The following is a 25,780-nucleotide window of genomic DNA, read 5'->3' as shown; positions in this document are numbered from 1 at the left end:
AGTTCAATGTCTAATGTTGCTTCGCTAATTGGCGTAGCCCGGACGCAGAGCAACTTTAGACGTTGAACATTGAACGTTTAACCTTTTTCTACCCTTCATGGAGCCCATTAATCGAGCCGAGCGCAGTGCATCGTTGTTCAATTTCATCTTAGTGTATGCCCTTATTACGGCCATACCGGTGGGGATTACCTACCAGATTGCCAAAAAATCGGGGGGGAGCAGCCTGAACCAGAAGGCCGTCAGCGAGCAGCAGACGCTGGCTAAAGAGATGAGTGCGTTGCAAGCCTATGTAAAGCGGATGGAAGAAATTGACGCTCAACGTCCCGCCGAAACGGCATCCAGCGAAACGTGGAGCATGTGGTTGCAGGCCGCCGAAAAGCAAAACAGCGATTTCAAAGGTCGGGTGGACCTGTTTCAGCGCAACAACCTATTCACCGGTGCCCGGCTCACCATGCGCGACAATGCCTGTTCCTACCTCTATCGGATCAATATCGAACGGCGAAACTACCTGGCTAAACGCTCGGCACTGGTTGACATTAAAAACAACGCCGACGACGTTTCAAAGGTGAAGGCCGAAAACGCGGGTCTGAAAGAGAAAGTCGACAACCTGAATACGCAGATTGCCACTATCAACGCCATCAAAGACAGCCGCGCCCCGGCCATAGCCGCGGGGGGTGGGGGCGGTGGCGACTGCAAGAAGCTGGAGGCCGACGTAAAAGCACTGGAAGACGAACTGGACTACAAAGAGGCCGTTTCCAAGAAAATGCAGGCCGATATGCTGGCCTTTGGCAATGAAATGACCAAACGTCGTCAGCTCTACGCCGCCTCAAAAGCTGAACTGGAAAAGCTGTCGACCGACCGGAAGTTCACGCGGTCATTTAAGCTGATGGCTACCGAAAAGATTGGTGAGATTGACCGTACGTTGATGGCTTTGAACGGGAAATAGATGAACCGAGTCGTATCGATCTATCCGCCGGTGGGATTCACCCAACAGGGGCGGCGCGACAACAATGAAGACTACATTGTGCCGCCAGTGGGCCGTGCCACGCACCACGACCGTTTTTTCGTCGTGTGCGACGGAGTAGGAGGGGCGCAGCGCGGCGAAGTAGCCAGCCTCATTGCGGGTGAGTCGCTGCAGCGGTTTGCCAAACAACGGCCCAACGCTCCCGTCGACTCATCGTTTGTGCGCGAGGCCCTGCTGTATATAGAAGCCGCCTTTGATCGCGCCATCGCCGATGAACCCGAAGCCAACCTGGCGGGCATGTCGACCACGATGACTATGCTGAGTTTGCACGACCGGGGGGTGACTATCGCCCACGTGGGAGACAGCCGGGTGTATCACGTGCGCGACAACCAGGTGTTGCACCAAACCGACGACCACTCACTGGTGAATGAACTGGTTCGTACCAAGCAGATTACGCTCGAAGAAGCCGCCAATCACCCCCGCCGCAACGTGATTACGCGGGCTATTCAGGGCAGCGCCAACCCCACTACCGCCACCGTCTACGTGACGCAGGACGTGGCTCCGGATGATTACTTTTTTCTCTGCACCGATGGGGTGCTGGAGTGCATAGACACGACGCAGCTAACTGACCTGCTGGCTGATACCGTGCATTCGGATCAGGATAAAGTAAAGTCGATTCTGGCCTGTTGCGCTGATGGCTCACGCGATAACTATTCGGGCTACCTGATTCGCGTAGCCGATGTGGCACCGCTGACCACGCCGCTCATCCCCGACGATGAAGCACCGATGGTGGCCCCGGTAGTGGCCCCCACGGTGCAACCCATGGCCGAGCCGGTGGCAGTACCGATGACTATGGCCGTTGAGCCAGAACCAGTTGATGTGGCCGCGCCGGCTCCGGTTGCTACCTCCTGGCCGGTGCAGTCAGACATTCATGAACTGGTAGACCATGCCAGCGAACCTGTAGTGGAATATGCCGCTGCGAATGGAGAAACAAACGGCCCGGAGAACGCCACTACCGACGACAGCGGTGGTTCGTTTCAACTGCTGGCCGAAGGCGATTCTGAAGCCGATGAACGCTGGCGGCAGGCTGAAAACCGGAACTGGTTTCGGCGTTTATTCTCGTAAACACACCGGCCAAAACCTGTAACTGAACCGTGGAATACAGCAAGCAACAATTTCTGACCTACGACGACTTCACCCGGCAGTTTGCCTGTGACTACAGTATGCCGTTGGCCCGGGGTGGACACGGCGAAATCTATCGGGGCGTTGATCTGGAAACCAACGAGGAAGTCGCCATTAAACGCCGGTTATACAGCATCGACGACAACGCGCTGACGCTGGAAAAGGAATATGCCCATACGCAGGCTGTGCCGCCCAACCGGTTTGTGGTGCGTTACCTCTATTATGGCCGCTATGCTACGCCCTTTGGCACCTACGAATTTCTGGTCATGCGGTTCTACCGCGATGGTAACCTCACCAGCCCGGCCCTGACGTGGCAGAGCCTGACCACCACCCAGCAACAGCGGTTTGTAAACGAGTTTTTGCAGGGGTTAAACCACCTCCACACCCACAACATCGTTCACCGCGACATCAAGCCCGAAAACGTGTTGCTGGTGCGCTACACCGATGCCGAGGGCACCGCCTTCCGGCCTGTTATTGCCGATTTTGGCATCAGCAAAATGATGACCGATCACCCCGAAGCGGCGCGGGCCTTTGTGCAGAACAGCATGCGTATCGGCACGGTCACCTACATGGCCCCCGAACAGCTGCGCACCGAAAACATTGACTATAATGCCGATCTGTGGTCATTCGGGATCATTTTGTACGAGTTGATTACGGGTAAACACATGATTGCCCGGCGGTCGTTTCCCGAAACGCAACGCGAAGAAGCCTATGAATTCTGGCGGAATGCCGGTGAAGACCGTTTCCCCGACGACATGCGCCGCATTGCCCAACCTTACCAGCAGATCATTCGGCAATGCCTGGTCATCAGCCGCGACGAACGGGTGCAGTCGGCCAAAGAGTTGTTGAGTCTGCTGGTTTGGCAACCCGATCTGTTGGAAGCCGAACAGGCGTTCCGGCAGCAGAACTGGGCGGGCGTGGTCAATGTGCTCGAACCTGTCATAGACCGAATTCCCATTCCCGACGTGGCCCACTGGCTGCAACAGGCACGGCTGCAACTGGCCCTCACCCATACCGAGCAGCAGGTGCCGCAGGTGGAGCCAAAAGATGATCTTGCCGGACCAGTACAGGCGGCCAACGATGACCAGCCCACCGCAACCACTACATGGCACAACGGCCAGGCTAGCCAGCCCGAACCAGCCGCCGGCGATGCTGATGATGTGCCTGACGATTATGATAGTCAGCAAACGGAACTGTTTGATAATGAGGCCGACTGGTTTGTAAAAAAGCCCGTTGTCGGCGTGATAGAGCCTTTTGTGACCGAGGTTACGCCCGCCAACGCACCCGCGCCCGTAGTAGACAAGAAAGCCAAAACGGGTTTGTTTGCGTCGTGGTTTGGTAAGCCGAAAGTGGCTCCGGTGACGGCGAAACAGACGACCGACACCGGCGACGTAGCGGTAGAAAAAGAAGCCCCTATCGAGAATCAGCTTGACCTGTTCGAGCCATCACCCACTGCGGTAACGGGCGTTTTCGACGAGCCGCTGAGTCAGGAGCCAGACGTTATTCCCCCCACCGACCGCCCAGCCGACGGAATCGAGGAAGACGAAGCGGTTCAGGAAACAACGGTTAATGAACCCATCGCTGCCGAATCAACCGTAGCTGATACGGTTGCAGAAGAGCCCGCTCCGTTGGTTAGCGACAATGAAACAGGTAGACCATCGATGGATCAACCTGCTGACAACGAGTTGGTAAGTAAAGTTGCCGGTTCAACACCGATTGGGGTCACAACACTTAAATCACCCGCGCTCGACCGGATGCGAGTGCGGGTTGATAAGGTTGTCAACCGGGCACGGCAGTCAAAAAACCGGCCTTTGCTGATTGGCGGCGGGTTGATACTGGGGCTATTGATCCTTTTCTCCATTGCACCCAACAAGCCCGCCGAATCGAATGTGGTGCAACTCGATCCAAAAGAGTCGTACGAAACATCGCTGAAACGGTTCCGGCAATACAGCCGCACATACGAAAAAACGGGACAGCTAAACGCGTATATGTGGGCGTTTATTCATTGTAACCCCGCTTATGAAGACAGCCTCTCGCAGTCGGTAGTGCGGCGGGCTGGTGCCGTTCTGGCGCAGCACAAGCTGATTTTTGCCACTGACCTGGGCAACGTAAACGTCCTGAAACGGCAGGAGATGAAGAATTTGCTCAAAGACCGGATTAGCTGGGAAGTCCGTCCACACCCACTTTCCGACGAAAACTGTCTGCCGAGAAAGTAGCTGTTGTTAAAAGTGGCTGCGTTGCGGAGCAACTAATCCGCTGAGGTTTACGGCTGTTTGGTAACGGTCAAATCTGCGAAAAAGCCTTCGGTGCCAACGTCGACCCACAGGCCAATGCCGCCAGCCTTACCCGCGCCATGTTTCAGATCCTTCACGAGCAGGGCGGGTTGTTTCGTATTGTTCAGGTAAAGCCTGGCTTCCGGCCCCCGCACCACGATCTTCAGAGTGATCCACTCGTTTAGAGCCATGTCGGCGTAGGATTCGTAACGTTCCGGAGCTTCCTTTCTTAGCCGATCAAATTTGTAGTCAGGGTACGAGTAGTACTGGATGGAGTGGTTACGCCGCACCTGATCGTCGGCCCGGCCGTTGGTGGGACGGATATAGATACTCTCGTAGCTGGAATTGGCTTCGTCGATTCGAAAAGCTATCCCAATAAACCCACGGGCGGTCTCCGGCGCGTTTTTTAGCAGTCGACTTAGTACCCTGACTTCAATGGTGCCGTTGGTGAAGTCAACGCCTTTTAAGCGCACGAATGTTGGCTCGTCCACCTTCTGTATCGTCGTATCCTTAACAACCCGAAGGGCCTCTTTACCCATGATTCGCCCAAACGACATGGACACCTGATTGGGCAACAGCCTGTCTTTCGTCAGCCTGATCGCCTGCGCCGTCAGCTTTGTTGAGCCGAGCAGCAAACTGATTATAAGTCCGGGCAGGATAGGGTTCATGTTGCAAGCTATGCGTGTGATAAATGAGTTGACTGTATTCAGTTAGGGCAATACGACCAGTTTACCAGCCCCCTCATTGCGTTCCATGAACTGGTGAGCCTCTACAATCTTGTCCAGGTTAAATACCCCACTAACAGCCAGTTTTACCTGGCCTGCTTCAACCTGGCGGACGAAATTCTGAAAAGCGCCTGTTGGGCTGCCGATCTGGCCGGAGTCATAGATGGTTAGCCGAACCGTGGCCGGAATAAACTCCATCGGCGCAAAATCAGGTATTGTCCAGCTTTCAGACAACATGCCACTCATGCAGCCTGTACCACCGGGCCTGAGGCAGCTCAGCGAGTCGTGGAGGGTGTTGGCACCCACCAACTCCAGCACCTTATCAATCCCCTGCGGAAAAATAGCCCGCACTTTTTCTTTTACCTGACCATCGTCTATCAGGACATGCACTGCCCCGTTATCACGCAATACCTGCTCTTTGCGCGCATTGCGGGTCGTTGCCAGCACTGTCAGACCAGCCCGGCTCGCCAGTTGTACGGCCAGCATCCCCACCGAGGACGTACCCCCGCGGACCAACAGCGTTTCGCCCGGCTGACTGTCCAGCGCTAGGTACAACGAGCCATATACAGTCTGAAACATTTCCGGAACAGCCCCGAGCGTTTCCCAGGGCAAGGTGCTCTCAAACGGATGCAGCAGACGTTTGGGTAACACCGTATACTCGGCATAACTGCCGTCGAAGTCACGTCCCATGCCGCCCATGAGCGCGGCCACCTGTTGCCCCTTGGCGTACTGCCCAGAGGGGTCACTGGCTACTTCTCCGACACATTCGATGCCCAGTATTCGGGGAAACTGAACGTTGGGCGACAGGCCCTTGCGGGTCATCAGTTCGGACCGGTTCAGGCCAAAAGCTTTCACCCTAATCAACACCTGGCCATCCGTTGGAACAGGTATAGGTCGTTCCTGAAGAACAAGAGCTTCGGGTAAACCGGGATGGTAGATAACAGCGGCTTTCATGGGTTCATCGGTAAAAAACGTGCCTGGTTTTCGTTTGTGCAGCTGTCTGGTAACGCCGCTACCTGCCTACTGAAGCGCAGCAACCATGGCGGCACCGGCGCGAGCCGAAGCACCCGGCTCGCCCATGCGGCGTTGTAGTTCGTTGTAGCCGGTCAATACCGCTTCGCGGCGAGAGCCACCGGGCAAAATGGCGCGCAGCTCTTCAGTTAGCTGATTGACATTCAGGGTATTTTGAATCAACTCGGTTACCAGCGGCTGATCCATAATCAAGTTCACCAACGACAGATAAGGCACCGCAATGAGCCGTTTAGCGATGGCATAATTCACCGCCGACGTGCGGTAACAAACCACCTGCGGCACCTGCAATAAAGCTGTTTCGAGCGTGGCCGTACCCGATGTGACCAGGGCTGCCGTACTCATAGCCAGCAGATCATAAGCTGCATTGGCTACCCGGCCTACATCCGGATAATCAGCCATGATATTGTTATAAAGGTCAGTGGGAAGGTTGTCTACGGTACCCACCACAAAGCGGTAATCGGGGAAGTGACGGGTAGTTTGCAGCATCACGGGCAACATGGCCAGAATCTCCTGTCGGCGGCTGCCGGGCAGGAGCGCCACCAGTGGCTTTGCGCCGCGAAACTGAGCCAGTCGAAACCGAACGCGCTCATCGGGCAGGTGCTGCGCCAGGGCGTCGAGGAGGGGATTGCCTACGTAATCAACGGCGTAATTGAACTTGGCAAAGAAGGGTTTTTCAAACGGCAGAATAACGAACAGTCGATCTACGTTGGCTTTGATGGCCAGCGCCCGCCGCTGATTCCAGGCCCACACTTTAGGCGAAATGTAGTAAAACACCCGAATACCGCGTTTTTTGGCCCATTTGGCCATCCGCAGGTTAAAGCCGGCATAATCAATCAGAATAAGCACGTCGGGTGCATAGGCAGCCACGTCGGCTTGGCACTCGTGCAGATAACGCCGGATCGTGCCCAGGTTTTTCAGCACTTCCCAGAACCCCATAAAGGCCAGGTCGCGGTAGTGTCGCACTACGTCGGCGCCGGCACCGGCCATCTGTTCACCGCCCCACGCCCGAAAACGTGCCGCAGGATCATTGGCCTGAATGCCACCAATGAGGTTGGCCCCGTGCAAATCGCCCGAACGTTCACCGGCAATGAGGTAATATTTCATTTCAATGTACAATGTGTAATGAACAATGTACAATGCCTTTGTCTGCGCAATTATTTGCCATATAGCAAACCATTGTACATTGTTCATTATACATTACGGTCCGCTGCTGCGGTGCATTCCCTTATTCTCCGTAATAATCAACAAAATTTCGCTCGGTCTCGTAGAGGCGAATCTGATACAGGCGGGCTTCGGTGAGGGGTTCCAGGGCGGCGTTCAGGATTTTCCAGATTTCCATGACCAGCACTTCGCAACTGGCCATCTTTCCCTGCATAAACGGCACGTCAAGATTGATGTTTTTGTGATCGAGCGCCTCAATAATGTCGCGCTTGATCACGTCGCCCAGCACTTTCAGGTCAATCACGAAACCAGTGTCCGGGTCGGGTTCGCCCTTTACCGTCACGATCAGCTCGAAATTGTGGCCGTGCCAGTTATGGTTGGCGCAGGGACCAAATACCTCTTTATTGCGCTCGTCGGACCAGTTGGGATTGAATAGCCGGTGGGCGGCGTTGAAATGTTCTTTTCGACTAATGTATACCATGGATCTGGTTTGTTAGCGGCGGTTGCCAGATAACGCCGTAGGGTTGAAATGACAAAAGTACGGATATTGACCCATATCGGGAAAGTACAAATTACTTCCTGACCCACCGGAGCCTGCCTTCCGGCGTGGAAAAGTGTAGCCCGCCAACTGTAGTCAGCACAGCGGTCTGCTGGCAAAGACTATTGATTTTAGCGGCTCGATGTTACCAGAAAGAGTTAATTACTGCCTAATAGCGGAATAGTACTACAAAATCTACAACGAGGGTATGGTTTAGTCTTATGAAAACAGATACCTTTATGCCCACTTTTTTAATTGATTAGTAGGTCGTTGTCGAGTATCTATCGAATTTAGGTCTAACAGAAGTATCTCATGATCATTGTGACGGGGGCTGCCGGCTTCATTGGCAGTTGTTTAATACAAAAGCTCAATCAGGAAAATTTCAATTATATCATCGCAGTCGACGATTTTTCGAACCCCGACAAAAAGCCTAACCTCGACGGAAAACACATTCAGGAATACGTAGACCGGGAGCAGTTTTTCGATTGGCTCGACGCTAACTATCAGGAAGTTGAATTTCTCTTCCACATCGGTGCCCGTACCGATACCACCGAATTTGACTACGCTATCTTCGAGCACCTTAACGTTGCTTATTCGCAGAAAATATGGGCGAAATGCATTGAATACCAAATTCCTCTGGTCTACGCTTCATCGGCCGCTACGTATGGTCTTGGCGAACTAGGCTATGATGATAACGAGTCGCTGATTCCGCAACTGAAACCGCTGAACCCTTACGGCGAGTCGAAAAATAATTTCGATATCTGGGCGCTGGAGCAGGAGCGGAAACCATTTTTCTGGGCTGGATTGAAGTTCTTCAACGTCTACGGCCCCAACGAATACCACAAAGGGCGTATGGCATCGGTCATTTTTCACGCGCACCGACAGATTAGCCAAACGGGTAGCATGAAGCTGTTCCGGTCGCACAATCCCAACTTTACCGACGGCGGCCAAATGCGCGATTTTGTGTATGTGAAAGATGTGGTCGAAGTGTGTCTGTTCCTTATGCACCACCGCCGCAACTCCGGCATCTACAACCTGGGCAGTGGCATTGCCCGCCCTTTCCTCGATCTGGCCATCAACACCTTTGCGGCAATGGGCCTTCCCCCCCAGATCGACTTCATTGATACCCCCGCCGACATCCGCGACAAGTACCAGTACTATACGCAGGCCAACATGGCCAAGCTGCGCTCTATTGGCTACGAACGGCCGTTCTACACGCTCGAAGCTGGTATCGAAGACTACGTGAAGCACTACCTGCAGGCGGGTACCTACCTCTAAACCTTACGGTTTTTTCACCACCGGCTGTCCTGCCTGCTGCCAGGCACTGAAACCGCCGTTCATGTGATGCGTCTCCTTAAAACCGAGGCTATCCATCAGGGCAATAGCTTTGCGGCTTCGTCCGTTGGGCAGGCCTGCGGCGCAGTGCACCACATACGTTTTAGACCGGTCGAGCGTGGCTAGCTGCTTGGCAAAGTGCGAGTCGTAGAGGTTGATGTTTGTGGCTTCTTTAATATGACCGGCCTGGAATTCGTCGGGGGTGCGCACATCAAGAACAACCACGCCCGGGTGAGTAGCAATAAATTCCTTTGCCTGAGCCGGATTGAGGTCATGCCCGGTGGTATCAATAGTAGGCAACAGGCTGGCTTGCTGCGTGCCGTCGGCAGGACGGTGTTGCACACAGGCCCAGGAGAGCATCAGCAGACCGAAAACGGCCCAGTGGCGAAGCGAACTAGTCATGGTTTTTAGGGTCTACGGTGAACATTTAGGTACGGAAGTTAGTCATTTCTACCAACAGGCGCACACAGACTACAGGTTTTTATGGCTATTTCTGAACAAACGGTTACGCTAAACCAAGACAAACACCGCTTTGAACTACACACCGATGGCAAGCTGTCGATGGTGGTTTTTGAGCAGGTTGATAACCACACGCTGGCATTAACCCATACCGAAGTACATCCCGACCTGGAAGGAAAGGGTATCGGCTCAAATCTCGTAAAACAGGTGCTCGACTACGTGGAAGCGCACCAACTCAAGATTGTGCCGCTCTGTCCTTTCGTGGCCACTTACCTCAAACGTCACCCCGATTGGCAGCGTGTTGTTTCGGACGAATATGACGTGAACGACTTCTAAATGTCACGCCTGACGAAGGACGTTTTCCAATGCTTTTTCCACCCGATCAACGGCCTGGTCAATGATCCACTTATCGGCTACCCATGCTTTGCCTTGCTCCGACAAGCGTTGAAACAGCGATTCGTCGGTCAGCAGACGTTCCACAGCCGCTGCCAGTTGAACGGGATCGCGGGGGCATAACAAGCCATTTTTCTCGTCGATCACGGTTTCACGGATGCCCCCTTCAGCAATCGCTACAGTGGGTAGTCCACACGCATTGGCCTCCAGGGGAGCATAGCCAAACGGTTCCAGTTCGGAGGTATAGAGCAGGCAGGATGCTGTGTTGAGCAACTGGACCAGTTCCTGTTGCGTAACCCGTTCGCGGGTCTGAAAATCAACCCCAAGGTTGGTTGCCAGTTGACGCATTTCGGCCACGTATTCCTGATTGCCCATATTGCCTACCCATACCAACGGTGGCCGACTGGCATCGGGTAGTTGCGCCACTGTATGGATGGCCGTGTCGGGGCGTTTGTGCGGGAAAAAGGCTCCCAGTCCCATCACGAAGGGCTTTCGGGGGAGATTCAGGTCGGGAAAAAGCGCGGCGTCGATGCCAAGGTAACATACGCTGGCGCCATGACCGTACGCTTTCACCACGCTTTCGTTGCTGAAATGCGAGTTGACCAGTACCTGATCATAGGTATGGTAGTTGGCCAGTTCTTCGCGCACCCGTACCCGGGCCTGACGTTGCTCGAAGAGGTCATGCCAAAACGCTTTTCGGTAAGCTTTATCTCGCCAACGGCCGCTGGCGGCGGGCAACGCCGCCCAGCGCTGTTTTGGGAAAGCTTCGTAGAGGGTTCGGTTTGGCTCCTGGAGGTAAAGTAGCTTTGGTCCGTTGACAAATCGCCCAATGTAGGGCATCATAAACTGCTGGCAGGAGTTGGCAAACAGCAGGTCGTGCCCCCCGGCATTGATTTTTTCGGCCAACTGCTGGCAGGCGGCCAGCATCCGTTCAATCTGCGTATCGGGCAGGTAGGCGATAGAACGCAGTTGGTCGCGGTAGATGTGCCGGAACCGGAGCGTCATATCCAGTGGCACCACGTGGGTAGCTACCACATACTTGTCTACGTCGAGGTAGGCACTGTCGGCCATCGAAGTAGTGTAGACCGTAAGCTGGTGGCCCCGTTCGGCCAATCCTTTAATGTGCTGATTGAGGGCGCGGCTGGCTCCACCGCTGGGAAGGTTGTGCCAAACGGCAATATTCATAGGCCAAAATTAATGAATATAGTCTGGTGGTGCCAACTGAAGCTACTTAGTTAGCGTACGCCACCACCGATATCGACGCCCAACTGGATGCCAAAGTAAGCGTTGGGCGTAGTCCAGTTAATGACTTTTGTGGTGTTGTCATAAAGGGGTTGTCCATTCATGTAGCCCAAAATAGCCGCATCACGGTAATCTGGATCCTGCTGCGTGGTGCTGCCTACCAGGTTGTACTCGGCGGCCAGGTGCACGTGTCCCGCTTTTGCGCCTATTCGCACCATGCCCCCCGGTTTACTCACACTTCGCCCAATGCTGCTGACTGATATACCGCCATTGGGGCGAACCTCGGTTGTATAGGTAGATGTGGTAGCCCAGTAATTACCCAACCCAATACCAATATAGGGACGGAATCGGCCCGGTGAAAGCCAGAAATTAGCCGTTGCCAACGTCGACACAACCGGGGTTGCCGTGTACCGATCTGCCTGATATACGGTGGCAGGTACTGATTGTGAGGGAAAAACGCCGCCCAGCCGAATACCCAATTCAAGCTGATTGCTCAAGCTATAGCGTGGTTCAATGCCCACCAAAACCCCGCCGCGTGCGCCACTCGTGGGCTGTATGCCGTAGCCGGCAGCTACGTTGACTTTAAACGGTTTGCTTACCTGCGCTAACGCGGGTAACCCTCCTAACACACAGGCAAAAAAGAAAATAGTTTTCATAAAGCGTTGATGATGAATTATTTATAAATTGTGTACAAATGTAATAGATTAAGTAGTTTAATATAAGGATGTGCGTTATTTTTTTCTAGTGGGACAGGTTTTGGCAGATTCACCAGCAAAAAAAATCGTCTGAACAACCAGTTGGTTATCCAGACGATGGGGCAAGTCAACACGGGCGATTTACGCCAGCACAACCGGCACTTCCTGCTTCGCATTAGCGCCTACCGTTACGGTCTGCCCGTGCATGTGCAGCGTAATGGGTTGCGGAGAGAAGTTCTCAACCGAAACAGTCTGCTGCGTAGTCGTCACTTGCAAAAGAGCGCCACGGAAGCGGATTTTGAAAGAAAAGGATGTCCAGCCATCAGGGCAGTAGGGAGCTAGCGAAAGACCGTCGGCGGTGACACGCATACCCCCGAAACCCTGCACTACGGCCAGCCACGTGCCGGCCATACTCGTGATGTGGCAGCCGTCTTCGGTGTCGTTATTATAATCGTCCAGATCGAGGCGAGCGGTGCGGAGGTACATCTCATAAGCTTTCTCCTTCATGCCCAGTTTCGACGCCTGTATGCTGTGCACGCAGGGCGACAGCGACGACTCATGCACGGTCATGGGCTCGTAGAAGTCAAAGTTGCGTTGCAGCGTTGCCGTGTCGAACTCATCTTCGAAGAAATAAAGGCCCTGCAATACGTCGGCCTGTTTGATGAAGCAGGAACGTAAAATTCGGTCCCACGACCAGTTTTGGTTTAGTGGCCGCTGTCCTTTCGGAATCTCCGAGACGGGCATAATGTCTTTGTCGAGAAAGTCGCTTTGCTGCAAAAACACCTGCCGCGTTTCGTCAAACGGATAATGCATTTTCTCGACGATATCCTTTGCCTTGGCGATCTCTTTTTCCTCGCGGAAGTGAATCCGGTCGGTTAGTTCGGCGAAGGCAGCGGGGTCAATGCGCTTCACAATGTCTACGGCCTGCATGGTATAGCGAAGTGTCCAGGCGGCGATGTAGTTCGTGTACCAGTTGTTGTTGACGTTGTTTTCGTACTCGTTCGGTCCCGTTACGCCCAGCATTACGTACTGCTGCTTAGCCTCCGACCAGTTTACCCGCTGACTCCAGAAGCGGCTGATGGCTACGAGTACTTCCAGGCCATATTCGGCCAGGTACGTCTCGTCGCCGGTGTAGCGCACATAATCGTAAATGGCGTAGGCAATGGCCCCGTTGCGGTGGATCTCTTCGAAGGTGATCTCCCATTCGTTATGGCATTCCTCGCCGTTCATCGTCACCATCGGGTACAGCGCGGCCCCGGCCCGGAAGCCCAGTTTCTGCGCGTTCTCGATGGCTTTTCCCAGCTGTTTGTAGCGGTACACCAGCAGGTTACGCGCTACTTTCTGATCGGCAGTGGCGAGGTAAAACGGCAGGCAGTAGGCTTCCGTATCCCAGTAGGTCGATCCGCCATATTTTTCGCCGGTAAACCCTTTGGGGCCGATGTTAAGCCGTTCATCTTCACCGGTATACGTTTGATTTAACTGAAAAATGTTGAACCGAATTCCCTGCTGCGCAGCAACGGTGCGACCGTCCGAATCCCCGTCGATGGTGATGTCGTTCATCTTCCACTTGTCGGCCCAGGCTTGCTGCTGCTCAAACAGCATTTTGTCGTAGCCCTTCCGTGAGATGCGCTGAATATACTGATGCGCCGATTTTAGCAGTTCGTCTGAGTCATAGTTCAGCGACGACAGGTTCACGGCGTACTTGAAAATGACCGTTTCCTGCCCCTGCCGACAGTCGAGAGTCATGCGGTTGGCTACATACTTTTCGTACTTGATCGGCTGCGACTGGTAGTCGAGTTTAACCCCGTTTTGCTCCACTTCCACGCACATACCGGTCACGACGTGGAAGCCGGTTTTGCGGGTCCGTAATTCAATGTAGGCTTCGCCATAGCCGGTTTCTTTGCGCACCTCGTCCCAGAACGTCTCGTCGTAGTTGGCGTCCTTGTTGCGGATCGCCCCGTCGATGTAGGGCGTAATGGTAATCTTGGCGTCGAAATTCAGCGGCGTGATGCTGTAGCGGATCGCCCCGGCTTCATCGTCGACGATCGAGCAAAATCGTTTCGCGTTGACCTTTACTTCTTTGCCGCTTTTTAGCACCGCGATAAAGGAGCGCTCCAGATAGCCCTCCTGCATGTTGAGCACCCGCCGGAAATCACGCACCTCGCAGGTGTTCAGGTCGAGCGTTTCGTATTCTACGTCTACGTCGATGCCTATCCAGTTGGCGGCGTTGAGCACCTTGGCGAAATAGTCGGGGTAGCCGTTTTTCCACCAGCCAACGCGGGTTTTGTCGGGGTAATAAACGCCTGCCACGTAGTTGCCGGGCAGCGTTTTACCGGTGAATTTCTCTTCGAAATTACCGCGCCCGCCCAGCCGGCCATTGCCGAGGCTCATGAGGCTCTCGGTCACTTCATTATACTGCGGGTGAAACCCGTCTTCGACCACACACCAGGGGTCGTTGGTAAGGTACTGTTTCATAAAATAAGTTCAATGTCTAAAGTTCAATGTCCAAGGTTGCTCCGCGTTAACCGGAATGCGGAGCAACTTTGGACATTGAACCTTAAACTTTAGACTTTAAACATCAGACTTAATAACCCAGCCCCTGCGCTTTGTCAACGGCGGCCAGCAGTTCGGCAACAGTGATGTGCTCCAGGGAGGGGACAACTAAATCGGCTTCGGTCAGCACATCGGGTGAGCCAATGCCCAGGGCAAACATATTACCCCGTTTGGCGGCTTCGATGCCTGCCACGGCGTCTTCAAACACGACACACTCGGCAGGCTGCACGTTTAGTTCGGCGGCACCGTTCAGAAACACCTCCGGGTCGGGTTTGCTGTGCGTAATTTTCGAGCCGTCGATGATGGCATCAAACACGTGCGTGAGGCCCACGCGTGCCAGGATCAGCGGCGCGTTTTTTGAAACCGAACCGAGGGCAATTTTCATCCCCGCCCGTTTGGCCTGTTCCACAAACGCTTCCGCACCAGGCAGTATATCGTCGGGTGTCATTTGGTTGACGAGTTCGAGGTACCAGTCGTTTTTCTGCGCAGCCAGTTCCAGCTTGCGCTCATCAGGCAGGGCTACACCGCCCAGGGCCAGAATCCGGTCGAGCGAATCCATCCGGCTCACACCTTTGAGTGTTTCGTTGAACTCGTGCGTAAAATCAAACCCCAGCGAATTGGCCATTCGCCGCCAGGCCTGGTAATGAAATACGGCGGTATCAACCAGCACGCCGTCAAGGTCAAATAGAAAGGCTTTGATCATAATTTGAATGAGTGAATGAGCGAATGAGTGATTGAGTGAATAGGCTGACGCAAGTGTGCCTCGGCATTATCCTATTCACTCAATCACTCATTCGCTCATTCACTCATTAATTTTAATACCCACTCGCTTTCAACGCGGTGAACAGTTTTTTAATGGTTTCCAGGCCGCCGGGGCCGTTTTGGGCGAAATAGTAAAAGGCTTCTACATCACCACGGTGCATGGCCACATTCATGTCGCCGCTCTGCGATTTGTGCTCGGCCTTCACCCAGTCGGCTACGATCTGGTAGCTGTGCTTGCCCCCTTCACCAAATGTGTGCGACACGTCGACTTCATAAACGGGGGCGTTGGGTAATACTTTGGTTTCGGGATAACCGGGCAATTCGGAGAAGGAGAACGTGGTAGTGCGGCTAAGGGTACGTCCACCGATAATGATGGGTTTGCGGCCCTGAAGTCGTGCCACCGCCCGCAGGGCCAGTACGGTCGCGGCTTTGTGGTGAGCATGTTGCTCAGCAGAAGGTACCAGACAGATAACCAGTTCATAACGGCCCTTGGCCAATACCTCATCCAACTGTCTGTCAACCAACTCCGTATTCCACCGACGGCCACCCAGGTAGGCGGCGGGGTCGGTAGAATAGAAATCGTCGACCTGATCGAAAAAGTAGAAGTTGGTGATGCCCATAACCTCACCTGCTTTCATCAATTCCTTCTTCCGGATAGCTGGTAGAGCCCGCCGCCCAATAGTTGAATCGAGCAGGTTCATGCCGTAATATTTCGACGCCACCATGCCGTTATAACCACCAGAGGCGTCTGTCACCAGGGCTAGATCGGCAGACCCACCCAGTTCGCGCACGAGCTTGAACACCGTGACGGGAAACATCGTCTCATCGTCGGGGTGGGCCGTAACGATCAGTGTTTTAAGCGGTTGCGCAAACGTACAGACCGGCGTGCCCAGCGCAAGGAGCAACAGAAAAAGACGAATAAACTGCATTACACCCCAATTAGTGAGCCGCAAAGGTACACACGCCGGGTAAGACAACCTGTTTTCATGGCGTGTAGACGTTGGCTTTTCTCAACTGGTCAACGATCGCATACTTTCGTAGACGCCCCTGCATTTCTTTCGATACAGATTGCCTTTTGGCATTGACAGTGTCAACACTTAGTGCCCCGCTTATCAACCCCGCCAAGCCTCCGATAATACCGAACAGAACAGCTTTATCCCCTGCCGAAAAGGAGAACCAGCCGGGTGGGTCACTTCCCTGAACAACCCCCACAAGTGCCCCCACACCCGTTCCCATTAACAGACCTTTCACGCCGGCACCCCGACGATGCAGCGACAGACTTCGAACAGTATTGTACCGAACTGTTTGTAGTGACAGCACCTCCGTCAGTGAATCAACCGGTGGCAGCGTTCCACCATGCTGACTGATAAGTGCTTTCAACTTTAATTTCAATCCACGAATAGGGGCCAACACAACGGTAGAATCCGTTGTGTTGAACAGGATGCCCGATGCTGATTTTGTCTGGCCAATCAAGCGTAAGTTCGTCACGTATTGCTTCAGCGTTGTAAAGTCCACAACCCCATCCTGCACTTGAACCTGTGCCAGGCAGTTAGACGGAAACCATAGTGTAAGGGCTAAAAAAGTGACTGGTTTCATGATGGTATGGTGTGTTTATAAAAAGTGGCACGCTAGAAATTCACCCGGTAGTAGAATATGGGCAGAAAGCCCAGTTGGTATTCCTGCTTCACGAACGTACCGTCGGGCTGAGGGGCGTAGCTGAGCGACAGCAGGTTCTGAATGCCCAGCACATTCACCAGATCAAAAGCGATGGTGTGGGTTAAGCGCTTCCGGTTGATTTTATAGTCAATCTTGACGTCGAAGCGTCGGTAGGGCGCAAACTGTAGGGAGTTGCGGGTGGCACTCGCAAAAACGATTTCCTGATTCTGGCGCGAAGCCGCCTCGTTCACCGGGCCATACCACCGTCCGCCCGTTGTGGTGAATTTCGCCCCAATATTCAGGCTCGACCGCCTGAACGGTATCTCTTTGGCAACGAGCAGGTTAAGCGCATAGGTTCCGTTGAAATCCGTGTTTCGCCATACGTCGTCAGATCCCTGGTAGCGGGCATCAAACAGCGAACCGGTGACAAGGAAATAATAGGTGTTGCTGAAAAATTTCTCCAGCGTCAGTTCAACCCCGTAGTTACGGCCCGTACCGGTGTTGACCAGCGGACCGGGAAAAATTCGGGAGAAAGCCGCCCCCGTATTCACCATCGAAAACGAGGACCGCGCGCGTTCTACAGGTACGTTGAACAATTGTTGATAATACGTTTCAACCAACAAACGCATGTTCCGGCCAAGCAGTCGGTTATAGCTTGCCACATAGTGCCAGCTTTTGGTTAAACCCACCGTCCGGTTTTCCTCTACTAATGGACTGGGGTACTGGGAAGAAGCAAAATCAGGCGTTTTATAGAAATACGTATAGGTTGGCTGCATCTGACTGTGCAGGCCAATGGCTACGCTGATCTTCTGGCGGTTGGGTAAGTCATAACTCATCCCCAGCCGGGGTTCTAGCGGCGACACGCTGTTTGCGTTTAGCGTCAGGATGAGTGCGTTCAGGCCTGCGGTGAGCGTCAGGTTATCCGTCAGGCGGTTGCGGTAACTGACGTAAGGCTGAACAAGCGCAAACGTTTCGTTGGCTGCCCAGCGACTCCGCCACGGTGTGAACAGGGTAGAGGTGGCCGTCTCCAGCGTACGGACACTATCATATGCTGTAAACTGGAACAGGTCGGCGTTGATACCCAGTTTAAGCGTACTGCGTGCACTTAGCTTGTGGTTAACGAGCGTTGAAAGCGTGTACCGTATTTCTGTGAACTGATAATCCAGCGTTGGTCGAAGCGAGTCGATGACAAACCGGCTGTCTTGTACGAGTGGATTTCCATTCTTGTCTTTACGCAAAAAGAGGTAGTTGTCTTTCGCCGCCTGTGCATTACCCGATACGGCGAGGGTTGTTTTCCAAAACGTTTGCCTGCTAACAGGGCGTATGTATGTCAGACCTGCCACGCCCATCCGCGAGGTGAAGTATTGGTCGCGGTCGTTCTGGCCAAAAATATTGCGATCATCAGCTTTCTGCTGGCTAATCAGAATATCCACCGTGCTGGTACCGCCCAATGCCCAGAGGCTGATGCTGCCGACCGAGACACCAGCGCGATCTTTTAGGGGAAAATTGAGCCGAAAGAAACCGTCCTGATAAGCGGGAATTGCCTGCGTGCCAATGTCAAGACCTAATTTGCTGAACAGGCCCAGGTTGGCATACCGATACGAAACCATGTAGGAGGCCCCAGTCTTGCGCGACAGCGGCCCTTCCACCATGGCTTCCGTGCCTAGGAAGCCAAACTGAATCGTTTTTTCATGGCGTTCATTGTTGCCGTTGCGCAGTTTCAGATCAAACACCCCGGCAACGGTGTTGCCAAATTCGGCAGGAAAAGCGCCCGTAAAGAAATCAGAGTTGGCCAGATAGCGGTTGTTGATAATACTCACCGGCCCACCCGACGTACCGGCAATGGCGAAGTGGTTGGGGTTCGGAATACTGACACCTTCCAGCCGCCACAACACCCCCTGCGGCGAGTTACCCCGAATAACGATGTCGTTTCGAGAATCGTCGGCCCCCTGCACCCCGGCAAAGTTGGCCGCCATGCGAGCGGGTTCGCCCCGGCTACCGGCGTAGCGATCAGCTTCCTCTACCGAAAATTGCCGCGCCGATACCACCGCCATATCATTGCGGGCTTCGCCGGTGCGCTGCGCCCTGACCGTCAGGGTAGATAGTTGCTGAACACCTTCTTCCAGGTCAACGTCGAGGATCGTTTCGCGGCCTGCATCCACGATAATATTGTTGAGCAGCACCTCTTTATAACCCACCAGCGTTACCCGAACCGTTCGCCGCCCCACAGGTACGTTCCCGATCCGGTAAGCCCCCGTCGTATCGGTCAGATTACCCAACGACGCGTCGACCACCTGAACCGTGGCCCCCACCAGGGGGTATTTCGATTCTTTGTCAACCACCCGGCCACGAAGCGTTTGGGTGAGCTGCGCCTGCCCACAAAGCGGGAGCAGCAGACAGAGTGTAAGGAGTCGTTGAGTCATAGTAGTCTACAGTGTAGCAATCACCCGTTGCCAGCGTTCGTTGCCATCCGCGCCGATCTGGCGCATGGTTATTTCCCGTTCATAGGATCTGCTGCCCGTGAGTTCAACCAGTATCGTTTCTCCCGTGGTAAGTGGCAGAAAAAGAGGTTTTTTAAACCCAGACAGCGTAATAGCCGTGGTTATCGTTTTAGGTGATCCACCATTGGCATCAAGCACTGTCAGATCAATCTTGCGATTCGTATCCCAGGTTGCCAGCAAAAAGTTTCTATCCAGGCGTTTAGCAAGCACTGCGTGCTCATCATAAGTCTGTATTGAACCAAGATTAGACCACTGAATCGACTGGGTCTTACCACTGGCATCGGCTTTTAACAGGACCACCTGCGGGTTAGTAGCCGCTGGTGTTGAAAAGGCGTAGCCCTGGAGCAGAAAGCCCCCGTCGGCAGTGGCGTAAAGCTGACGTGGACTAAGCCTCAGGCTGTCACTGGCATATTGGGTCCAGCGCACTGCCCCATCAGCGCTTATTTTTTTGACATATGTGTACCCACTTTCATAACCGGCCACAAACAGTTCGCCATCTGGGCCAACAGCCAGCGCCTCAACTGACGCCCTGTCTTGTGGTGGACCAGTCGTTAAAATCTCCCATTGGGTTGAATGACCATCCTGGCCAACTCGCCTTAGCCAACCTTGTGGTATAACTGGGTTTATCTGACCACCAGCCGCAAACAGACTTCCTGAAGGCCCAACTTGCAAATCAGTCAATCGCATGTCGGTTCCGGGATTCGGTAACCTAGCACTGCTTCGCTCCTGTCCATTAGGCCCAACTTCGTTCAGATCAACGTCAACGCGAGTTTGTGGCTGCGAATTCCGTGTGGTGGTGTTACCCGCCAACAGGTAATTGCCGTTGGGTAACTGTACTAGTTTTATGCCATCCTGAGCATCTGGTTTTTCGAGCACTTTTTCCCACTGACGGTTGCCGGCAGCATCCGTTTTAATCAGTGTCATGTCCCCGTAAGTAGACGAGGGATCTATATGCTGCGCAGTAGGATGTGTTGTAGAAACATGCACCACGTGGTAGCGGGTGACGGCGGTTAGGTAGCCACCATCCTGAGTGGGAATAAGCCCAAAGAGCCAGGCGTAGTATAGCTCATCGGTATTGCGCGGTGCTGACGAATCTTCACAGCCAACACTCAGCCAGATTATCAGGAATGCCATTATAGAGCGTTTCATGTTGTGGATTGGTTAAGGAAAATAACTTGGTACAAAACTGGGCTTTACAGCACAAATTGCGAAACTATCTATTTTCGCACTGGACAGCTATATCAATTACAGTACTCAGTAGCATATAATCCCGCGAAACTACTAAACGGTATGTTTCAGAAGTATTTCGTAACCAAAAATCAATACTGGCGTTCGCATCTGTAACCAACACGTTTTTATAATCGAGCTTCTTCATACACAATCTTCATACTAAATAAATAACCATGTTGCCTTCACTTATTATTAATAATACTCCTAAATGCAAGCTAATCAATTAACACTTTCTTTGTAATAAAAAGTAAATAAAGCGTTAATTGATTAGCCTTTTATTGGCAACGTAAACTAGTAAAAATACTAATCAGTAGAGCACCCTAATTCTGTCATTTCAATGTTTAGCATTCTGATCTTCTCCTGATCACGATTTATCCTATTTAGTATTGCCTTTTTCTGGGCAGGTGCAGCAGTTTCTAACTGCTGTTGTGAACGGACAATTATGGCTTCTAACACGGCAATTTGATTTTTCAGCGTGCCACACACAACGGTTGCAGAAAGCTGGACAGCTATTCTATACCCACCATTTACAGCTTCTTTCACCTCAATTGATGCACCTATATCCGGCAACGTGAGATTCTGTCCTGTTGTGAGCGCTACAGTCGTTTTTAATGTCAACGGAGATGGGCCACTGGGGTCAACTTCATTAACGATAACTCCTTCACTTGGTATACCAGCGGAACAACCTTCTGTTTGTTTTTCAAACTGATCGACACGCAACCGACACTCCACTATATAATAATGACCTAGCGTACCGATAGGGATTTTTAGTGCTGAAACATACTGAGGTGGAGGCGGTTGCAGCAGCCCTACAGCATACAAGAGATATTCTTTATGTAGTACAGTTTCTACGAAAGGAATAGTAGAGGCATTTATCCAGCCCATATACATCTTCGTATACGCCGATGGATGTGTTCCACAGGCACATGCCATTTCATCGAACCTGCCAGGATGCGGATTAGTAAAATACAAATCGCCAAAACCAGTTACTGCATGCAACAACTCCATAGCCCAGACGCCCATCTGTTCGCTTAGTTTTACACGCGTTCTGCCGTGTAATATATTTCCAGGTCGTGGTGGCGAAAAAGTAAATAAGCCACCCCATGCGGCCATGCCACCACAATTATGAGGACCATCAGTAAATATTACGCAGGCAAACTCATATAAATGAGCATGTGGATGCGCTTGAATAGCAGCACCAGTCCGGCAACTTCCATCAGCGGCCACAGGAATACGTATCGGCTCAGAAACATCGGCTACTAATTGTGCTTTGCCGCAAGAAATGGCGTGAATATATCCTCTCAAAGAACGATCAACACCCGAAGTTGGATGAGGATCATAATAAATTCGACGCTTGATGAGTGCTAACCAATCAGCTGGAGGTGGAAGATACTGGGCGCTTCCAGTAACGATGACTGGAATAACAAGAATTTTTTTCGAACCAATCCATGGAGTTATCATGACTAATCAGTTAAGTTGTGATTTAGAATGCACCAACTATTTGTTGATCAAGTCAAATTTCAGTGAAATAGATAGGAAGCGAAATAGCGAATTCTTGCTATTCGAGTAGTGGATAACAACACACCCAAACTTTTTACAAGTGCGTTATTATACTAGCTTTTGGCGGAGGGCTTTCGAGATGGCTTCCTGCGACGAATTGACGTGCAGTTTCTCATATATTTTGCGGAGGTGCGCGTTCACCGTGTTGAAACTGATGCCGCAGGCGTCGGCAATCATTTTGTAGCTGTTGCCGTCAACGAGATGGGCCAGCACTTCTTTTTCGCGTTTGGAGAGGTCGTAAAATTCGGGGCGGCTGGTTTGCTGTTCCTGAAAAAACCGGAACACTTTGCGGCCCACGCCAGGGCTGAGAGGCGTGCCACCCATGTACACGTCGGCAATGGCTTCCAGCAGTTTATCGGGTGATGTACCCTTGAGCATGTAGCCCGATGCCCCCGCGCAGATGGCGGCAAACACCTTGTCGTCATCCTCGAAAACGGTCTGCATCAGAATCTGCACCGCCGGAAACGCCGCTTTGATGGCCCCTGCCGCCTCAATACCTGATATGTCGGGCATTTTGATGTCCATAATCACCACGTCGGGCTGGCATTGGGTCACGCGCTCGATGGCCCGGAGCGCGTTGGGGAACGTACCCACGAGGTGGTAGTCGTCGTTGTCGGTCAGTAGCAGCCGGAGGTTGTCGGCATAGACCTTGTCATCATCGAAAATAGCGACTCGAATCATAGTATCTGTTGGTTATAGCGGGATCATCAGCCGGATGGTGGTGCCTTTCCCAATGGTGGAGTCGATTTCGATTTTACCTTCTAGTTCAGTTGTTCGTTTGTGCAGGTTGCGGAGGCCATTACCGTCGGCCAACGTATCGGTATCGAAGCCAACGCCGTCGTCGGTGATGCCGATCCAGAGGAAATACTGGTGCTTGCGGGCGTAGAATGTGACGTGCTTAGCCCTGGCGTGTCTGGCAATATTGTTAGTTATTTCCTTGACAATCAGAAACAAATGTCGCTGTTGTTCTACGGTCAGGGTCTCCTGCCCAAGTACGTCCTGCCGGAAGGTGAGGCCTATGTCGCGGCTGGTCAGGAGCGTGTTCATGAATGCATTTACTTTGTCGAAGAAGTCAATGGCGTTGTCGTTGCCGGGGCTAATGGTCCAGACCATACCCCGCATAGTCTGCACCATTTGGCCCGCTTCGTCGAGCATTTTGTCGAGCAGTGGAAGACTGGCTTCGGGGTGATTTGGAAACTTGCGTTTGGCCAGTTCGCCCAGAAAATTAATGGTGCTGAGGGTGCTGCCCACGTCGTCGTGAAGGTCGGCGGCGATGTCGTTGCGGAGTTGCTGAAGCCGGAGTTTGCCACGCAGTTTGTAGAGCATCACCACGTAGAGAATGGCCCCTAACACGAGTAATCCGTAGGCCACAAGCATGGGCACAAACCAGGTACGTTGCCAGAATGCCTCTTCCAATTCAAACGACAATGAGCTGATCTGCAAAGGCTTATTTAAATTCTTCACCTCAAACCGGTACGTACCCCCAAACAGGTTCGCATAGCTGACCGATTCGCCGCGCCCGGTCGTGTACCAGCGCGGGTCGTCGCCCACGAGGCGGTAGGCATAGCGGGCGGTGGCGGGATCGGCCCGGTCGCGGAAAGCGATGGAGATGTGCGTTTGCCGGTAGTTGAGGCGAATAGGTTTGTTGAGCGCGAAGGTAGAATCGTGCTGCCCGTTGCTGGTCCAAAACCGGGTGAACGCCGGTTGCCGCCCCGTCGCTATGCCGCCCCGAAGCAACAAGACAAGCAGCAGAGCGAGGCGGATTTTCATATCCTAAACTGTGGCAACTTTTCGGCTTTAACCAACTGAAAACGAGTGAGGTAGAAACCATACGTAATTACAGCTAGCTTGATCATCGTGACCACCGGGTTGATCTGTAGCCAGAGCATGTCTTTCCAGCGAGCACCTCCATAGTGATCTAACAGCGTACCCAACTGTGTACTGGCGATGTCGTAGAGCGAACCGAGGAAAAGTGCCAGCAACAGCCAGAAAAGAGGCTTTTGGGCCAATTTTTGACTTCGACGGATGAGTTTAGCCAAGAAAAATAGTGCTAGACCAGTCACGGCAAAATCAATAAACGTGAACAACTCCAGGTTGGCAAACAGCGCAAGCTGCCCAAAGCCCATAAGCAGCACAATGCCAGTATACCCAACAAAGGCCACCCGGATAGTGCATTTAAGCCAAGTGCTTTTGGCTAATTCAGCGAAAAATAAGCCCACGGTTATGCTGTTTACCACCGCCAAAATCGGGTAGATGAAAAGATTATTGATGCGCTGTTGGGCCAGTATAACTGACAGAATACCAAAAGACGTACCTACCCATATATCAATCCCAAAAATTACCTGAGCGCGGTTCAGAAAACGTCGGCTATAGATTGCCATTAGGCACGGTAGCAGCCCGGCGTAGTTGGAAAGGTCTATAAGCAGGTAGGAGGGCTTCATTGCCTGAGTCATTTCGTGGTTGTAAGTGCTTCATCACCGCAATACGATGGACAAGGTCGGATGGGTGTATGATGAGATCCCGTTCGTCGAAGGCCGGGTCCGCCTGTGTGAAGCAGATAAACACCCAAAGGAAAGCTATGCCCTTTATTGCCTGTACCTGTCATCTTCCTTGCAGGCTCGGCTGCTTTGTACAAACCGTAGAATGGACAAATTAAATGAACCTGGTTACGATCAAGCTGAAAAAGCAGGGTTATCGGTCGTCGCCCAGTCGATTTCCAGGCATTTACGAGCATATGTTTCGACAAATAATACCCCTTTGTGTCATAATGAAATTGGTGCCTATTTGCCAGAATACGCATTTTTACTACCTTCAGAAGGGTCTTACTTGTTCCTTCCAGATTTATTGTAGAATCGACAACTACTTGCCAGCGGCGGGCGGCGTTATCCCAGAAATAGGCTTTAGTAAAATCCGCCCGGTAATATTCCGGCTTATCTGTGTTATGGTTTTCTACAGCCTTGCGGTCAATGTCCGTGTGCACGATCATTGGTATAAACTGACCATTTTCAACGCCAAAAAACAGATGGAACCCTTCCGTCTGCTCTTTCGTCTCGTCGAAAATGGTAAGCAGTTCATTGGTGAACACGACGGACTCCCGACCAGGATATACCGCTGCAAATTTCCGAACGGCCGCTGTCGCTACCGTATCATCGCCCACCATTGCCAACGCACTCAGGGGAGGCCGCAGTTGGTTGTCGTCCATCGCTTTCACGGGCACCTGAACGGTTCGGCTACTTCTCCACCAACCGATACTCGTGTATGAATTGGTGTGATTATGTTGAGCCAGCGATTGGCTTGCTGAAAACAACCCAGCCAGTAGGCACAGGTACGATATGAGGTACGTAGTTTGCATGACATAAGGAGGTGTGAACAGATGAAAAAAGGACCAATGATATAAGCAAGCTACTCATTATCAGTTCATAGCTTATACCAAAGGTCGCGTATTGAGTAAGCGTGAATCAATAGCGAATTTTTGTCATTGGCACAAAAAAACAGGCCACCCGACGTAAGTCAGATGGC

General features: G+C 52.6%; 23 protein-coding genes. 5 read left to right on the top strand and 18 right to left on the bottom strand.

Features of this window, described 5'->3' with window-relative positions; translation table 11 throughout:
* Positions 1-97: 97 nt before the first annotated feature.
* From J2I47_RS09520 to J2I47_RS09510, 3 genes are read left to right on the top strand one after another with little or no spacing between them, the layout of a single operon-like run.
* Positions 98-946 (top strand): hypothetical protein, encoded by an 849-nt coding sequence (locus tag J2I47_RS09520; RefSeq protein WP_207364343.1) that lies wholly within the window; start codon positions 98-100, stop codon positions 944-946.
* Positions 947-2,089 (top strand): PP2C family protein-serine/threonine phosphatase, encoded by a 1,143-nt coding sequence (locus tag J2I47_RS09515; RefSeq protein ID WP_207364342.1) that lies wholly within the window; start codon positions 947-949, stop codon positions 2,087-2,089. It begins immediately after the preceding gene.
* Between the two features lie 29 nt (positions 2,090-2,118).
* Positions 2,119-4,362: a serine/threonine-protein kinase gene (locus J2I47_RS09510; protein ID WP_207364341.1), complete on the top strand. Its 2,244-nt coding sequence runs from the start codon at positions 2,119-2,121 to the stop codon at positions 4,360-4,362.
* A 47-nt stretch (positions 4,363-4,409) separates the two neighbouring features.
* Here J2I47_RS09510 and J2I47_RS09505 read toward each other — a convergent pair whose 3' ends face one another.
* The 4 genes from J2I47_RS09505 to J2I47_RS09490 all read right to left on the bottom strand — a co-directional run bounded on the left by J2I47_RS09505 (position 4,410) and on the right by J2I47_RS09490 (position 7,818).
* Positions 4,410-5,087, bottom strand: coding sequence for a hypothetical protein (locus tag J2I47_RS09505; protein ID WP_207364340.1), 678 nt, complete (start codon positions 5,085-5,087; stop codon positions 4,410-4,412).
* A 42-nt stretch (positions 5,088-5,129) separates the two neighbouring features.
* Entirely contained in the window at positions 5,130-6,098 is a 969-nt protein-coding gene (locus J2I47_RS09500) for a zinc-binding alcohol dehydrogenase family protein (RefSeq protein WP_207364339.1), read from the bottom strand.
* A gap of 66 nt (positions 6,099-6,164) precedes the next feature.
* Positions 6,165-7,280 carry a lipid-A-disaccharide synthase gene (gene lpxB, locus J2I47_RS09495; RefSeq protein WP_207364338.1) on the bottom strand — a complete coding sequence of 372 codons (1,116 nt, stop codon included), beginning with the start codon at positions 7,278-7,280 and terminating at the stop codon, positions 6,165-6,167.
* A gap of 121 nt (positions 7,281-7,401) precedes the next feature.
* A complete protein-coding gene (locus tag J2I47_RS09490; RefSeq protein WP_207364337.1) occupies positions 7,402-7,818 on the bottom strand; it encodes a 6-pyruvoyl trahydropterin synthase family protein in 417 nt (138 codons plus the stop codon).
* 369 nt (positions 7,819-8,187) lie between these two features.
* Between J2I47_RS09490 and rfaD the strand changes: the two genes are divergently transcribed.
* Positions 8,188-9,153, top strand: coding sequence for an ADP-glyceromanno-heptose 6-epimerase (gene rfaD, locus J2I47_RS09485; RefSeq protein ID WP_207364336.1), 966 nt, complete (start codon positions 8,188-8,190; stop codon positions 9,151-9,153).
* A gap of 3 nt (positions 9,154-9,156) precedes the next feature.
* Here the strand turns inward: rfaD and J2I47_RS09480 are convergent, their stop codons facing one another.
* On the bottom strand, positions 9,157-9,612 hold the full coding sequence (locus J2I47_RS09480; protein ID WP_207364335.1) for a rhodanese-like domain-containing protein: 456 nt from the start codon (positions 9,610-9,612) through the stop codon (positions 9,157-9,159).
* A gap of 81 nt (positions 9,613-9,693) precedes the next feature.
* On the opposite strand from J2I47_RS09480, the gene J2I47_RS09475 reads away from it, so the two are divergent.
* On the top strand, positions 9,694-10,005 hold the full coding sequence (locus J2I47_RS09475; RefSeq protein ID WP_207364334.1) for a GNAT family N-acetyltransferase: 312 nt from the start codon (positions 9,694-9,696) through the stop codon (positions 10,003-10,005).
* Positions 10,006-10,008: 3 nt separating this feature from the next.
* Here the strand turns inward: J2I47_RS09475 and J2I47_RS09470 are convergent, their stop codons facing one another.
* From J2I47_RS09470 to J2I47_RS09410, 13 genes are all read right to left on the bottom strand, one after another.
* Complete coding sequence (locus J2I47_RS09470) at positions 10,009-11,247, bottom strand: glycosyltransferase family 4 protein (protein WP_207364333.1); 1,239 nt, start codon at positions 11,245-11,247, stop codon at positions 10,009-10,011.
* A 50-nt stretch (positions 11,248-11,297) separates the two neighbouring features.
* A complete protein-coding gene (locus J2I47_RS09465; protein WP_207364332.1) occupies positions 11,298-11,960 on the bottom strand; it encodes an outer membrane beta-barrel protein in 663 nt (220 codons plus the stop codon).
* Between the two features lie 180 nt (positions 11,961-12,140).
* Positions 12,141-14,474, bottom strand: coding sequence for a glycoside hydrolase family 65 protein (locus J2I47_RS09460; protein WP_207364331.1), 2,334 nt, complete (start codon positions 14,472-14,474; stop codon positions 12,141-12,143).
* Positions 14,475-14,583: 109 nt separating this feature from the next.
* Positions 14,584-15,255: a beta-phosphoglucomutase gene (pgmB, locus tag J2I47_RS09455; protein ID WP_207364330.1), complete on the bottom strand. Its 672-nt coding sequence runs from the start codon at positions 15,253-15,255 to the stop codon at positions 14,584-14,586.
* 112 nt (positions 15,256-15,367) lie between these two features.
* Positions 15,368-16,243, bottom strand: coding sequence for a PIG-L family deacetylase (locus J2I47_RS09450; protein ID WP_207364329.1), 876 nt, complete (start codon positions 16,241-16,243; stop codon positions 15,368-15,370).
* A 55-nt stretch (positions 16,244-16,298) separates the two neighbouring features.
* A complete protein-coding gene (locus J2I47_RS09445; protein WP_207364328.1) occupies positions 16,299-16,910 on the bottom strand; it encodes a hypothetical protein in 612 nt (203 codons plus the stop codon).
* A 32-nt stretch (positions 16,911-16,942) separates the two neighbouring features.
* Positions 16,943-19,393 (bottom strand): TonB-dependent receptor, encoded by a 2,451-nt coding sequence (locus tag J2I47_RS09440; RefSeq protein ID WP_207364327.1) that lies wholly within the window; start codon positions 19,391-19,393, stop codon positions 16,943-16,945.
* 6 nt (positions 19,394-19,399) lie between these two features.
* Entirely contained in the window at positions 19,400-20,620 is a 1,221-nt protein-coding gene (locus J2I47_RS09435; RefSeq protein ID WP_207364326.1) for an NHL repeat-containing protein, read from the bottom strand.
* A 384-nt stretch (positions 20,621-21,004) separates the two neighbouring features.
* On the bottom strand, positions 21,005-22,162 hold the full coding sequence (locus tag J2I47_RS09430) for a hypothetical protein (protein WP_207364325.1): 1,158 nt from the start codon (positions 22,160-22,162) through the stop codon (positions 21,005-21,007).
* Positions 22,163-22,309: 147 nt separating this feature from the next.
* Positions 22,310-22,942 (bottom strand): response regulator transcription factor, encoded by a 633-nt coding sequence (locus tag J2I47_RS09425; RefSeq protein ID WP_207364324.1) that lies wholly within the window; start codon positions 22,940-22,942, stop codon positions 22,310-22,312.
* Positions 22,943-22,954: 12 nt separating this feature from the next.
* Positions 22,955-24,031, bottom strand: coding sequence for an ATP-binding protein (locus tag J2I47_RS09420; RefSeq protein WP_207364323.1), 1,077 nt, complete (start codon positions 24,029-24,031; stop codon positions 22,955-22,957).
* The gene (locus J2I47_RS09415) at positions 24,028-24,714 is read right to left on the bottom strand and encodes a hypothetical protein (RefSeq protein WP_207364322.1); all 687 of its coding nucleotides are present in this window, start codon (positions 24,712-24,714) and stop codon (positions 24,028-24,030) included. The genes J2I47_RS09420 and J2I47_RS09415 overlap by 4 nt, the downstream gene beginning before the upstream one ends.
* Positions 24,711-25,472 carry a hypothetical protein gene (locus J2I47_RS09410; RefSeq protein ID WP_207364321.1) on the bottom strand — a complete coding sequence of 254 codons (762 nt, stop codon included), beginning with the start codon at positions 25,470-25,472 and terminating at the stop codon, positions 24,711-24,713. Before J2I47_RS09410 ends, J2I47_RS09415 begins: the two co-directional genes overlap by 4 nt.
* Between the last annotated feature and the right edge of the window lie 308 nt (positions 25,473-25,780).

This window comes from Fibrella rubiginis (assembly GCF_017353185.1).
Taxonomy (GTDB): Bacteria; Bacteroidota; Bacteroidia; order Cytophagales; family Spirosomataceae; genus Fibrella; species Fibrella rubiginis.
The sequence above is the reverse complement of the archived record's forward strand: the minus strand, read 5'-3'. Positions and strand labels throughout refer to the sequence as shown.

Coding starts and splice junctions, on each gene's coding strand:
- J2I47_RS09520 (WP_207364343.1), top strand. CDS start 98: ATGGAGCCCATTAATCGAGCCGAGCGCAGTGCATCGTTGTTCAATTTC.
- J2I47_RS09515 (WP_207364342.1), top strand. CDS start 947: ATGAACCGAGTCGTATCGATCTATCCGCCGGTGGGATTCACCCAACAG.
- J2I47_RS09505 (WP_207364340.1), bottom strand. CDS start 5,087: ATGAACCCTATCCTGCCCGGACTTATAATCAGTTTGCTGCTCGGCTCA.
- J2I47_RS09500 (WP_207364339.1), bottom strand. CDS start 6,098: ATGAAAGCCGCTGTTATCTACCATCCCGGTTTACCCGAAGCTCTTGTT.
- lpxB (WP_207364338.1), bottom strand. CDS start 7,280: ATGAAATATTACCTCATTGCCGGTGAACGTTCGGGCGATTTGCACGGG.
- J2I47_RS09490 (WP_207364337.1), bottom strand. CDS start 7,818: ATGGTATACATTAGTCGAAAAGAACATTTCAACGCCGCCCACCGGCTA.
- rfaD (WP_207364336.1), top strand. CDS start 8,188: ATGATCATTGTGACGGGGGCTGCCGGCTTCATTGGCAGTTGTTTAATA.
- J2I47_RS09480 (WP_207364335.1), bottom strand. CDS start 9,612: ATGACTAGTTCGCTTCGCCACTGGGCCGTTTTCGGTCTGCTGATGCTC.
- J2I47_RS09475 (WP_207364334.1), top strand. CDS start 9,694: ATGGCTATTTCTGAACAAACGGTTACGCTAAACCAAGACAAACACCGC.
- J2I47_RS09470 (WP_207364333.1), bottom strand. CDS start 11,247: ATGAATATTGCCGTTTGGCACAACCTTCCCAGCGGTGGAGCCAGCCGC.
- J2I47_RS09465 (WP_207364332.1), bottom strand. CDS start 11,960: ATGAAAACTATTTTCTTTTTTGCCTGTGTGTTAGGAGGGTTACCCGCG.
- J2I47_RS09460 (WP_207364331.1), bottom strand. CDS start 14,474: ATGAAACAGTACCTTACCAACGACCCCTGGTGTGTGGTCGAAGACGGG.
- pgmB (WP_207364330.1), bottom strand. CDS start 15,255: ATGATCAAAGCCTTTCTATTTGACCTTGACGGCGTGCTGGTTGATACC.
- J2I47_RS09450 (WP_207364329.1), bottom strand. CDS start 16,243: ATGCAGTTTATTCGTCTTTTTCTGTTGCTCCTTGCGCTGGGCACGCCG.
- J2I47_RS09445 (WP_207364328.1), bottom strand. CDS start 16,910: ATGAAACCAGTCACTTTTTTAGCCCTTACACTATGGTTTCCGTCTAAC.
- J2I47_RS09440 (WP_207364327.1), bottom strand. CDS start 19,393: ATGACTCAACGACTCCTTACACTCTGTCTGCTGCTCCCGCTTTGTGGG.
- J2I47_RS09435 (WP_207364326.1), bottom strand. CDS start 20,620: ATGAAACGCTCTATAATGGCATTCCTGATAATCTGGCTGAGTGTTGGC.
- J2I47_RS09430 (WP_207364325.1), bottom strand. CDS start 22,162: ATGATAACTCCATGGATTGGTTCGAAAAAAATTCTTGTTATTCCAGTC.
- J2I47_RS09425 (WP_207364324.1), bottom strand. CDS start 22,942: ATGATTCGAGTCGCTATTTTCGATGATGACAAGGTCTATGCCGACAAC.
- J2I47_RS09420 (WP_207364323.1), bottom strand. CDS start 24,031: ATGAAAATCCGCCTCGCTCTGCTGCTTGTCTTGTTGCTTCGGGGCGGC.
- J2I47_RS09415 (WP_207364322.1), bottom strand. CDS start 24,714: ATGACTCAGGCAATGAAGCCCTCCTACCTGCTTATAGACCTTTCCAAC.